The sequence below is a fragment of the Deltaproteobacteria bacterium PRO3 genome, from assembly GCA_030263375.1.
GTDB lineage: Bacteria > UBA10199 > UBA10199 > DSSB01 > DSSB01 > DSSB01.
Genome location: SZOV01000038.1, coordinates 15,601 through 27,480, shown reverse-complemented (window position 1 = coordinate 27,480; position 11,880 = coordinate 15,601). Strand labels below are relative to the sequence as shown.

At 63.4% G+C, this 11,880-nt stretch carries 11 protein-coding genes; 6 read left to right on the top strand and 5 right to left on the bottom strand.

The genetic code is table 11. The features are described from left to right. Window positions 1–130 precede the first annotated feature (130 nt). The 3 genes from FBR05_07745 to FBR05_07735 all read left to right on the top strand — a co-directional run bounded on the left by FBR05_07745 (window position 131) and on the right by FBR05_07735 (window position 4,588). The gene (locus tag FBR05_07745) at window positions 131–2,548 is read left to right on the top strand and encodes a hypothetical protein (protein MDL1872086.1); all 2,418 of its coding nucleotides are present in this window, start codon (window positions 131–133) and stop codon (window positions 2,546–2,548) included. 54 nt (window positions 2,549–2,602) lie between these two features. Next, window positions 2,603–4,180 (top strand): ATP-dependent DNA helicase RecQ, encoded by a 1,578-nt coding sequence (locus FBR05_07740; protein ID MDL1872085.1) that lies wholly within the window; start codon window positions 2,603–2,605, stop codon window positions 4,178–4,180. A 63-nt stretch (window positions 4,181–4,243) separates the two neighbouring features. Next, a complete protein-coding gene (locus FBR05_07735; protein MDL1872084.1) occupies window positions 4,244–4,588 on the top strand; it encodes a hypothetical protein in 345 nt (114 codons plus the stop codon). A 387-nt stretch (window positions 4,589–4,975) separates the two neighbouring features. Here FBR05_07735 and FBR05_07730 read toward each other — a convergent pair whose 3' ends face one another. The 5 genes from FBR05_07730 to FBR05_07710 form a co-directional block, all read right to left on the bottom strand. After that, a complete protein-coding gene (locus tag FBR05_07730; protein ID MDL1872083.1) occupies window positions 4,976–6,208 on the bottom strand; it encodes a S41 family peptidase in 1,233 nt (410 codons plus the stop codon). A gap of 33 nt (window positions 6,209–6,241) precedes the next feature. Then, the gene (locus FBR05_07725; GenBank protein ID MDL1872082.1) at window positions 6,242–7,207 is read right to left on the bottom strand and encodes a transketolase family protein; all 966 of its coding nucleotides are present in this window, start codon (window positions 7,205–7,207) and stop codon (window positions 6,242–6,244) included. Between the two features lie 20 nt (window positions 7,208–7,227). Beyond that, a complete protein-coding gene (locus FBR05_07720) occupies window positions 7,228–8,052 on the bottom strand; it encodes a transketolase (protein MDL1872081.1) in 825 nt (274 codons plus the stop codon). 81 nt (window positions 8,053–8,133) lie between these two features. Next, window positions 8,134–8,934, bottom strand: a complete 801-nt coding sequence (locus FBR05_07715; protein ID MDL1872080.1) for a glutamate racemase — start codon at window positions 8,932–8,934, stop codon at window positions 8,134–8,136. Between the two features lie 103 nt (window positions 8,935–9,037). After that, the gene (locus FBR05_07710; GenBank protein MDL1872079.1) at window positions 9,038–9,403 is read right to left on the bottom strand and encodes a hypothetical protein; all 366 of its coding nucleotides are present in this window, start codon (window positions 9,401–9,403) and stop codon (window positions 9,038–9,040) included. Window positions 9,404–9,637: 234 nt separating this feature from the next. Here FBR05_07710 and FBR05_07705 point away from each other — a divergent pair, with 234 nt between their 5' ends. The 3 genes from FBR05_07705 to FBR05_07695 all read left to right on the top strand — a co-directional run bounded on the left by FBR05_07705 (window position 9,638) and on the right by FBR05_07695 (window position 11,878). Continuing rightward, a complete protein-coding gene (locus FBR05_07705; GenBank protein ID MDL1872078.1) occupies window positions 9,638–10,360 on the top strand; it encodes a Tol-Pal system subunit TolQ in 723 nt (240 codons plus the stop codon). Between the two features lie 9 nt (window positions 10,361–10,369). After that, the gene (gene tolR, locus FBR05_07700; GenBank protein ID MDL1872077.1) at window positions 10,370–10,810 is read left to right on the top strand and encodes a protein TolR; all 441 of its coding nucleotides are present in this window, start codon (window positions 10,370–10,372) and stop codon (window positions 10,808–10,810) included. A gap of 162 nt (window positions 10,811–10,972) precedes the next feature. Beyond that, entirely contained in the window at window positions 10,973–11,878 is a 906-nt protein-coding gene (locus tag FBR05_07695) for a TonB family protein (GenBank protein ID MDL1872076.1), read from the top strand. Window positions 11,879–11,880 lie beyond the last annotated feature (2 nt).

The following is an 11,880-nucleotide window of genomic DNA, read 5'->3' as shown; positions in this document are numbered from 1 at the left end:
CTACGAGACCGAATTGGAGCTGCGCAGCCGCGCCCGCATCGCGGCGCCTCCGGCTTCCGCGACCCGCGCGCTCGCCTCGCCGCTTCCCGCGGGGGCGCCCGCGGGAACTCCTCGGAGGGAGGCCTCTCCCATGCGAGGCCTTTGGCTCGCCGAAGGCCGCGTGGAGGGCTCGGGGCGCGATGTCGAGGGACCTGACCTGCAGGACTTCCCAAAGATCCAGCGGAGCCTCTTTCCCCGCAACCGGCGTTTCCTCGAGCGACACCCCGACCTTGCCGCCGGAATCACCGCGCATCGCGAGGCGCTCGAGAAGATCGACCGCGGCATCGGAAACCGCGAGACGCCGGGGGCCGTCCCCTACGTCGCCCGCCGCCTCGCCGAGGTCCTGCTGGCGGAGAAAAGCCCCGAGCTCAAGCTCCACGACCACCCCATCGCAGTACTGCTGGCCGCCTCGCTCGCCGCGCACTACGAGGAACTGGGCGACTTGATCGGGCACCGGATCTACCGGGACCTGCTCACGGTGTATCGCCTCCTGCGCGACGGAGAGGGCAACCGCTACCTGCGCGCGGAGGACATCATCCTGCAAAACCTCGAGCTCGATCCTTACAACCCCTGGTTTCTCCACCTGGGTCTGCAGACCTCCTTGGAGCTGGGCGAGCTCGCCAAATTCAAGCCTTCCCACTTCCTCGACCTGCGGGAGGCGATGGAGAAGGTCCCGGAAAAATGGCAGGCCTCGATGGTCACCCGCAGCCTCGAAAAAAAGCTGACCTACAAATCCCGGCGCAGTTATTACAAGGCGGCGCAGGAGACCAGCGGCGTCTACGCGGTGATCCTCGGCAGCCTGGAATTTTTGGGCGGCCTGCTCGCCTTCGCCCTGCCTTCGCCCGGGACCTTCCTCAAGGGCCTCTTCTACCTGCAACGCCTGGGCCGGAAGGTGCAGAACACCCCGACCTTCTTCGAGGACCTGAAGCGCCAGCTCTCCTTCGAAATCTATCTCTACTACGGAGACTACCGGAACGCCGCTCCCCTGGCGGCGGAGGGCTCGAAGCTCCCGGTGGTGCAGGACCTGCTGCAGCGCCAGTGGACGGGCGAATCCCTCGAAAAGGAGATTCGACTCGAGGAGATCCCCCGGCTCCACCCCATGAGCGTCCCGCAGACGGAGGCCCTGGAGGTGCTTCGCGCGCGCCTCGCCGCGACGCGCGCCCTGAGCCTGGAGGGCCTTTCCGGATCGGCCAAGACCTCGCTGGCCGTCCAACTCGCCCACGAGCTGGGCAAAACCTCCGAGCACCTCGTCTTTTGGTACAGCTTCAAGGAGGGAAAGATCCCCGATCTGGCGCGCTTCTTCCACCACCTGGCCCATTTCCTCGAGACGCGGGAGGCGGCGAACGAGCGAGGTCTCCTCGCTCGCGTCCAAGCGGAAGTCGAGCTCGACGCCAAGGCCGCCTTGCTGCGGTCGGCCCTCGCCCGCAATCCGACCGTCCTGTTTTTGGACAACTTCCACCTGGTGGCGGAGCGGCCCGAGGCGAGCCGGTTTTTCGACGAGCTGCTGGGCGGCACCTGGAACGAATCCCGGGCCGTCAGGATCAACCGGCGCAGCCCCGACCGGCAGCAGAGCATCGAGGACTTCGTCTTCCGCAAGGAGGCCATGACCTTCGAGGAGGCCGAAGCGCTCTTCTCCAACCTGGGATTGAAGCAAAGGCTGAGTCCGGAGCAGCTGGAGGCGGCCTACGTGGCCTGCCGGGGAAGGCCCATGGCGCTGATGCTGCTGGGCGAGCTGCTGCGGACGGCGGACGCCCCGCGGGTGGAATCGCTCCTCGGCAACTTGGCCCAAAAGGGCAACCGCGCCGCGACCCTGAAATACCTCTTCGACGAGGTCTATGGGGCCCTGTCCAAGGGCGAGGTCTCTCTGCTGCAGTTTTTGGCGGTCTTCCGCGAGCCCGTCCCCAAGGGCATCCTCAGCTTTTTCGCCCCGGGGGAGGAAGAGGCGGTCCACCGCGACCTGCTCGGTTTGAAAGAATCCTTCCTGGTGGAGGAGCCGCAGTCCGGCTTTTATTCCGTCCACGAAAAGTACCGCAGGCTGGCCTCGATGCTCCCCTTCGCGCGGGAGGAATTTCACCGGCGCGCGGCCGAGTATTACCGGGCCCACGCCAAGTTTCCCAGCGACTATCTCGAGGCGGCCCATCACTACCTTATGGCCGGGGAATACGACCGGGCCAGCAAGATGATCGCGGGTCGCGTCGAGATCCTCTGGCAAAAGGGATATGGGGACCGTCTTGAAACCGTACTCCGGGAGTTGCAAAATCATCCGCGACTCTCCCCCGAAGATAAGGCCCAGGTCTCCTTGGAGATGAGAAATCTCCTGCTGGCGCGGGGGCAATGGGGGCCCGCGCTGGACCGCCTGCAGGAAGGCTTGGCGATCCGACGCCGTCGCCGGGACACGCGCAGAATCCCTGAAATCTATGAAAAAATGGCCGAGGCCCACGCCGGACTGGGCGATGCCAAAAAGGCGGCCGCCCTGCGCGAAAGGGCCGAGGACCTGAAGAAAAAATAGCCGACTTCATCTTTAGGCTCGTCCTTGGCTGGAGCTTTGCATTATGAGACGGACATGGAAGCCTCACCCTCTCCGGACAGCTCCGCCGACGCCTTGAGCGAAAGGCTCCAGGGGCTCCTGCGCGAGCACTTCGGTTTCCCGCACTTCCGCAAGGGCCAGCTCGACATCCTGCGCTCGGTGACGGCCGGAAAGGACACCCTCGCAGTGATGCCGACGGGCGGCGGCAAGTCCCTCTGCTACCAAATCCCGGCCCTCGACCGGCCCGGCCTGGTCTTGGTCGTCTCGCCGCTCATCTCGCTGATGAAGGATCAGGTGAAGGCCTTGAAGGACCGCGGCATCCCGGCCGGCTGTCTGCACACCGGACAGGAGTATGCGGAGAAGCTGGAGGTCTTCGCCGAGCTGAAGAAGGCCGAGCGATTTCTGCTCTACCTATCGCCGGAACGGGTCCAGAAGCCGGCCTTCGGCGAGTGGTTGAAAAAGCAAAAGGTCTCCCTCTTCGCGATCGACGAGGCGCATTGCGTCTCGCAGTGGGGGCCGGATTTCCGGCAGGACTACCACAAGCTCAACCTATTGCGGGAGCTGCGCCCGGACGTGCCCATCCTGGCGCTGACGGCCACCGCAACGCCGCAGGTCCTCCGCGACGTCGCCAAGCAGCTGGGCCTGAACAAGCCCGACCGCCACGTCTACGGCTTCTACCGCCCCAATCTCTACTACCAGGTCGAGACCTGCGAGAACGACTTCGTCAAGCGCGCCCTGCTGCGCCGCGCCCTGACGCAGCACCCAGAGGGCCGCGTCCTCGTGTATTGCGGCACCCGCAAGCAATGCGAGGACTTGCACGCCGAACTATCCCCCGACTTCGCCGGCACGGATTTCTATCATGCGGGTCTGGAGAACGAACGGCGCCACGAGATCCAGCTCGACTTCGAGGCGGGCCGCGCCCGCATCCTGATCGCGACCAACGCCTTCGGCATGGGCATCGACCGCCCCGACGTGCGCCTGGTCGTGCACTACCAGATGCCGGCCAATATCGAGTCTTACTATCAGGAAATCGGCCGCGCGGGGCGGGACGGAGCCGACTCCACCTGTCTGATGCTCTACGCGAAACGCGACAAGGGCCTGCACAGCTATTTCATCACGCAGTCCGAGGCCTCCGAGCACCACCGCCACCTGCGCTGGCGCGGCCTGGAGGCCATCGTGCAGTACGCCGAGGGCGGCGAGTGTCGGCACGGCGGGATCTTGACCTATTTCCGCGACAGCTTCCGCCTGGGCGCCTGCGGGCACTGCGACGTCTGCGCCCCCGAATCCCCCCGGCGCATCCCGAGGGAGATCCAAGAAGAACCCTTCCCCACGGCCACCCCCAGCCGAAAGAAAAAATCCAAGCCCCTCTCCGAAGCTCCCTTAAGCCCCGAGGCCGAGGCGCGCCAGGAGGTCCTCAAGGCTTGGCGCAAGGCCTATGCCCAATCGAAGGACATCCCCGCCTTCATGGTCTTCAGCAACAAGACCTTAAGCGAGCTGGCGAGGAAACGTCCCCAAAGCCTGGCGGCCATGGAAGAGATCTACGGCCTGGGCCCGCAAAAGATCGAGACCTTCGGCGCCGAGCTGCTGGCGCAGATCCAAGCCCTGGCGGAATAATAAGCTCCCCGGCTTCCCCCAATTCAAATTTGTCGGATAATCGAAAATGGTTTAAAAGGCCTCATGGCCATCCTGCTTCGCATCGTCGCCTGTTTTTGGATCCTGCTCAGCTTCCGTCCTGCCCTCGAGATCGTGAAGCGTCTGTTAAACCAGGGACTCAACAGCTCGTGGAGCGCGGGAGACCTGCTCACCCTAGTCATGCTGGCGGGAGGGATCGGCCTCTTGTTCCTGCGGGAGTGGGCGCGTTGGGCCTTGCTGGTGGGCGCCGCGGCCTACCTGTTGCTAAAGACGGGGCCGGCGCTCAGTAAGTTGCAATTCACGGAGCCCACGATCAAGCATCTCATTTTCTACGGAATCTTCATCGTGCTTCTCGCGATCCCTCAGGCCCGAGCCGCGACCCGAAAATAGTCGGAAGAAAAAAAATAGCCGATCCGACACTCAAGAAACGTAATAAAACAAATCTACCTCGAGAAAACCGAATCAATCCCTTCCCTTCCCAGCACGAGCCCCTCGCTGGGGGCGATATGTCCCCAAGCGGGACCCTCGGAAAAGTCGATCCCCTTGAGGCATCCAATAATATCGACTTTTCCGCGGAGGCCGGCCCCCCGGCCTAAGGGGGGCCGGCCGTGTCCCCGCTGGGACATATCGCCCCCAGCGAGGGGCGGACGGGGCAAAAATCAAAAGCCACGCAAAGGCCAAACCTTGGCAAAAAAAAATCCCACGCACCGCCAAAAGCCAAAAGCAAATTTTACGAGAGATATTATTCGCGAAGGATGAGAGGCGTAAAAAGCCGCGCTAAAGATCCGAAGGCAAATCCTGCGCCTCTTCCGCCTTGCTAGGCTTGCTCTCCGGCTTGGAGGCCGGCGCCTTGCCCGTAAGCAGGTAGTCGAGCGCGGCCTTGCGCTGCACGTCGACTTTCTTTTTCTCCTGAAGCTCGATCGGCGTAGGCACCTCGCCCTCGACGATGAAGTCCGGCGTTACCCCCACCCCGTCGATCGACTTCCCCGAAGGCGTATAGTAACGCGCCACGGTGAGCTTCACGCCGGTGTCTTCCCCGAGGTCGATGACCGTCTGCACGCTCCCCTTGCCGAAGCTCTGCGTCCCCAACAGCTTGGCCCGTTTGTTGTCCTGAAGCGCCCCCGCGACGATCTCGGAGGCCGAGGCCGAACCCTTGTTGATCAAGACGACGAAGGGAAGGTCGGGATAAACCGCGTCGCCCTTGGCACTGCGCACCTCGATGGGTCCCTTGCGGCCGCGGGTCGAGACGATGGTCCCCGACTTGAGGAAGAGGTCGCTCATGTCGATGGCCTGCTCGAGGAGGCCGCCCGGGTTGTTGCGCAGGTCGAGGATCAGCGACTTCATCCCCTGCTGCGACAATTGCTCCAGCGCCCGCTTCAATTCTTCATAAGTGTTCTCTTGAAAGCTCGCGACGCGCACAAAGCCCACGCCCTTGTCGAGCATCTCGGACTTGACGCTCTTGATCTTGATCTCTTCGCGGACGAGCGTGACGTCGAAGGGTTTGGCGACGCCCTCGCGGTACAAGGTAAGGGTGAGCTTGCTGTTCTTTCCACCCCGCATGCGCCTCACCGCATCGGCCAGGTTCATGCCCTTGGTCAGTGTACCGTTGATCTTGACGATCTTGTCGCCGGCGCGGATCCCGGCGCGGGCCGCCGGCGTGTCCTCGATGGGCGTGACGATGGTCAGGACGCCGTTTTGCAGGGTGATCTCGATGCCGACTCCGCCGAAGCGCCCAAGGGTGTCGACTTTCAGCTCTTTGTAGACGTCGGGAGTGAGAAAGACCGTGTAGGGATCGAGCGTCCCGAGCATGCCCTTGATGGCGCCGTAGACGAGGTTCTGGCCGTCGACGGTCTCGACGTAGTCTTTCTCGACGATGTAGAGGACCTTGCTGAAGAGGTCGAGGGCCTTGTAGATCTTTTCGGGGAGGGCGCGGGCGGAGGGCAGCAGGGCGCCGAAGAGCAGTCCCAAGGCGAAGACCGGGATCCAGAAAAACTTGGAGAGCCGTTTCATGAAGCCAAACTCCGGGCGGCCCGAGGCGAAAGCTTAGCGGCCGGCCTTCTTCAGGGTGTTCACGGTCTGCTGGGCGATGTCTTCGGGCATCAGGCGGTAGTGCTTGAGCAGCGCCTCGGCGGGACCGGACTGGCCGAACTCGTCCATGATGCCGTAGCGATGGACAACGGCCTTCCCGGATTCGGCGAGGTATTCGGAAACCGCGGAGCCCAGGCCGCCCAAGACGGAATGTTCCTCGACGGTGAGGATGGCGCCGGTGCGCTCGGCCAGGCGGGTCAGCATGTCGCCATCGAGCGGCTTGACGGTGGCCATATTGACGACCGAGGCCTGAATGCCCTGCTGGGCAAGGAGCTCGGCGGCCTTCACGGCGTGGTAGACCATCAGGCCGCAGGCCACGATGGCGATGTCTTTCCCTTCGCGCAGCTCGACGGCCTTGCCGATCTGGAACTTATAGTCCTCGCCCAAAAAGACGGGGAAGGCCGCGCGCGACAAGCGGACGTAGACGGGGCCGGGATAATCGACGATCGCGTGGATCACCTGCTTGGTCTCGATGGCGTCCGCCGGGACGATGACGGTCATGCCGGGCAAGGCCCGCATGATGGCGATGTCGGCGACGGTCTGGTGGCTGGCGCCGTCCTCGCCGACGGTGAGGCCGGCGTGGGAGGCGCAGATCTTGACGGGCAGGTGCGGGTAGACGATCGAGTTGCGGACGATCTCGAAGGCGCGCCCGGTGGCGAACATCGCGAAGCTGGAGGCGAAGGGCAGCTTGCCCGCCAGCGCCAGGCCGGCGGCGGTGCCCATCATGTCTTGCTCGGAGACGCCCATGTTGAAGAAGCGCTCGGGGAAGGCCTTGGCGAAGTGGATCGTCTTGGTGGAGCCGGAGAGGTCGGCGTCAAGCACGACCACTTGGGGGTACTTTTGACCGACCTCGACCAAGGCCTTGCCGTAGGCGTCGCGGGTGGCGACTTTGTCGGAGGATGTTGCGGTGGCTTGTCCCATATGGCCTTCCGAAATTCGCCCTACTCCCCTAACTCTTTCAGGGCGATCTTCAATTCTTCGTCACTAGGTGCTACGCCGTGGTACTTCGGCAGGTTCTCGAAAATCGAGACCCCCTTGCCCAGGATCGTCTTGGCGATGATCATCTTCGGCTTGCCGGGCGTCTTCTTGGCCCAGTCGATGGCGTCGAGGATCTCGGGGATATTGTGCCCGTCGATCGACCGCACCGCCCAGCGGAAGGCCAAAAACTTGTCCTCGAGGGGCGAGACGTCCTTGATGTCCTTGTTGAAGCCGTCGATCTGGATGCCGTTGTAATCCAAAAAGCAGATGCGCCGATCGAGCTTGTAGTGGGCGGCGCTGAGCGCGGCCTCCCAGAGCATGCCCTCTTGGGCCTCGCCGTCGGAGTGCATCGAGTAGACCCAGTAATCTTTTTTATCGAGGCGCGCGGCCAACGCGATGCCGTTGCCCACCGACATCCCCTGTCCCAGCGAGCCGGTGGACATCTCGATGCCCCACTCCACCTTCAGCTTGGGATGGCCCTGCAAAGGGCTGCCAATCTGCCGCAGCCGATCGAGCTCTGTCTTGGGGAAGTAGCCGGCCTTGGCGAGCGCGACGTAGATCGCCGGACAGCAGTGGCCGTTGGCGAGGATAAAGCGGTCGCGGTCTTCCCAGCGTGGGTTTTTGGGATCGTGGCGCATCGCGTGGAAGTAGAGCACCGCGATGATGTCCATGATGCCGAGCGGGCCGCCGGTGTGGCCGCTCTTGGCCTTGTGGAGCATCTTGAGGCAATCCACGCGCAGTTGTCGGGCGATTTCTTTGAGTTCTTCGATATTCGCGGTCTGGGTCATCTGGATAAACGGCTCTTCAAAGGCTGGAAAAAACGTCAGAGGACGTTAGCATTTACCGCCCTGTAGTCAAGTTATAAGCCGTCATTCCACGCCCAAATTCGTCAATTCGACGGGTCCCAGCTCGTGGCCCAGGAAGCGGGCGGCCAGCTCGCTCAGTTTTTGGGGGGCGTCGGTGGTGAAAAAACGGCGGCTCCCGGCCTCCGAGGCGACCTTGAGCAGGCCCAGCTCGCCCAGCAAGACCTGGAGCGCCTTGGCGGTCGCCTGGGCCGAATCGACCAGGGTCACCCCCGGCAGGACCTCTTGGATCAGGGGCTTCAAGACGGGGTAATGGGTGCAGCCCAAGATCAGGGTGTCGATGCCGTCGCCCCGCCACTCGCCCAAGTAGACCTCGGCCACCTGTCGGGTCACCTCGTGACGGGCCCAGCCCTCCTCGACCAGGGGCACAAAGAGCGGACAGGCCCGGCCGCGCACCTGGGCCTGGGGCAATTTTCGCCGGATGGCTTGGGCGTAGCCGCCCGACTTGATGGTCCCCTCGGTGCCGATGACCCCGATGACCTGGGACCGGGTGGCGTCCACCGCGGCCTGGGCCCCCGGCTCCAAGACCCCCAAGAGCGGCAGGCCGTAGTGCGGGCGCAGGGTCTCGAGGGCCAGTGCGGAGGAGGTATTGCAGGCCACGACAATGGCCTTGACCCCCTGCCTCACCAGGAAATCGCAGATTTCCCGGGAATAGCGGGTGACGGTCTCGGACGATTTGATGCCGTAAGGGACGCGGGCGGTGTCGCCGACGTAGATCAGGTCCTCGGCGGGCAGGGCCCGCTCGATCTCGCGCAGGACGGTCAAGCCGCCCAAGCCGGAGTCGAAAATGCCGATCGGTGCATCCATAAGTTACAAAAAGAGATTCCGAAGGACGGGGAACATCCCGGGCCTGACGCCCGGCTTCCCCGCGCTTCGGAATCCAAAGAAAAAAAGAATGTGTCCTGCGGGCCTACTTCGCGTGCTTGGCGCGCGCAGCCTTCTTCGCGGAACCGGCCTTGGCCTTGGCCAGGCGCGCCGTCATCACCTTGCGGTGGATACCGTCGATCTCGGTCTCGAGGCGGGACAGCTTTCGCTCCATGGTGTTGATCTCGTCGCGGGTCGGGAGGTCGAAGATCCGCAGCACCGACTTCAGGTTGCTGCGCAGCGCCTTCTTGAGCTCGTACTTGGTGTTCATGAGGGCCGAGAGCGACTTGAGGAAGTATTCGTTCTGCAGCAGCTCGCCCATCGCCTGGGAATTCATGACGTCTTCGAGGATTTGGGCCTTGATCTTTTCGCCGCGTTGAAAAGCCTCTTCCATCGTCGTTCGGATACTCATAAAGCCTCCTAGGAATTTTTGGATGCACGAACGCATTGTACCGATTTGCGCTCTATTAGTGGGAGAGCCCCTTTCCTGTCAAGAAAGCCCGCGTTTTTGCCGAATTTTCTATTTTATGGGCTTTTTGACTGTGCTAGAGCCCGAATTTAGAAAAAACCTAGGACTTTCTGGCACCTTGGAACGTCTAAACCCGTACATTCGCGTCCCCTATCCATATATATAGGAGTTCTAGCCATGACCCTCCCCGGCATCCTGCTTCAAATGACCCCCCCGGTCGCCCCGGCAGAGACCCAATCCGTCCTCCACATGGTCTTTTCCAGCGATCCCCTGGTCAAGGCGGTCCTGCTCATCCTGATCTTCTTCTCGATAACGAGCTGGGCGATCATCTTCTACAAGTACGCCCAGGTGAAGCGGGCGAAGAAGAGCGCGGACAAGTTTTCCCAGGCCTTCGACCAGACCTACACCATCGAGGAGATGCTCACCAAGACGACGCCGCAAGAGGGCAACCCGCTCTACGCCATCTTCAGCTCGGGCATCGCCGACATCCTGCGCGCGAAGCAGCAGAAGGCCAAAGACCCGGCCAGCCGTCCCGCGATCAACCTCGACCACATCCGCAAGAACATCCGCCGCGCCGAAAGCGACGAGATGGCGCGGCTCGAGCAGCTGACCTCTTTTTTGGCGACCACCGCCTCCGCCTCGCCCTTCATCGGGCTGTTCGGGACGGTCTGGGGCATCCTGACGGCCTTCTGGGCAATCGGGCAGCAAAAGTCCTCCAGCCTGGCGGTCGTCGGCCCCTACATCGCCGAGGCCTTGATCGCCACGGCGGTAGGACTGGGCGCGGCCATCCCCGCGGTCATCGCCTACAACTACTTCGTCAGCAAATTGAAGGTGCTAGGGAAAGACTTAAACGACTTCGCCATCGACCTCGAGCACCGCATCGAGAAGGAATTTTTTTAGGAGGGCGCCATGGCCTTTACCGGCTCCAACAACGTCAAGGGCCCGCGCACCACGCTGGCCGAAATCAACATCGTCCCGCTGGTCGACATCATGCTGGTCCTGCTGATCATCTTCATGGTCACCGCGCCCCTGCTGCAGGAGGGCATCGACGTCGACCTGCCTCAGGCCAGCGCCTCGGCCGCGCCCTCGGGCAAGGACGACAAGATCATCACGATCAACAAGTCCGGCGAGATCTTCCTCTCCAACGACCCGGCCACGGTCTACAACAGCGAGACGCTCGGCGCGCGCCTGGCCTCGCTCTTCGAGGGCCAGACCGACAAGGTCGTCTACCTGCGCGCCGACCGCAACGTCCCCTACGGGTCGGTGGTGCAGGTGATGTCGGCCTGCAAGCAGGCGGGGATCGAACGCATCGGGATGGTCACCGAGCCCGAGATCACAAAGCCATTATAGGGGCGAAATTGGGTTCGCCCCCGGGATACTGATGTCGTTATCGTCGCGTCTTTGCCAGCCACGTAGGGGCCGTTCGCGAACGGCCCCTACGAACCCCGCAAAAACGCCGTCTTAACGGATATCGAAACCGGGTCCCACGAAATCTCTCAGGAACGAATTCCCTTGGACTTTTCGGACTCCTATAAAAAATATTTTCTCTACTCGATCAGCCTGCATGCCATCGCCCTGATCCTCTTGCTGCTGTTCGGAGATACGACGCCTCCGCCGCCGGTCAAGACCACCCAGGTCACGATGGTGCGTCTCACGCGCATGGGCGATCCGCGCGGATCCCTGTTCGCCAAACCGCCGCCGGCCGAAAAGCCGGCCGCGCCGCAACCCGCCGCGCCCCCGCAGCCGCCGCCTCCCGTGCCCGTGGCCAAACCCGCGCCGATAGAGCCGATGGCGCCGCCGCCCAAGCCGGCCAAGCCGGCGTCGCCCGCGGAACCCAAGCCGACGGTGCATCTCGGCCAAGAGAAGAAGCCCGCTCCCAAACCCTCGCCCGCGAAGCCCGCCCCGGCGACGCCGGTCGTGCCCGCCGCCAAGCCGCGCGTCCCCGCGCCGAACGAGGCCAAGATCTCCGAGGCCCTGGCCGGCATCCAAACCGAGCTGAAAGAGCGCGAAACCGCCGCCCAACCCGCCGCGCCGACGGGCGTGCCCGGCGGCACGGGTACGGGCCAAGTCCCCGCCTTCGGCAGCCCCGCCGGCGACGTCAACGCGACCGATCCCGGCTACGCCCAGTACCAGTCCGCCGTCCGCTCCAAGATCATCCGGCAATGGATCAGCACCGGCGGCGCGCCCCAGGGCGAGCAGGCGATCCGCGCCCGCATCCAGGTGCGGATCAACGCCTCCGGCCAGGTGATCTCCAAGCACGTCGTGCGCGGCAGCGGCAACGAGAGCTTCGATCTGTCCGCCCTGCGCGCCATCGAGCGCGCCTCGCCCCTCCCGCCGCCGCCGGAGGGCATCAAGGCGGAGGCCTTGTCCGAAGGATTTGTTGTCGATTTCAGCTCCCGCATGCTAGGCAGGAGATGATT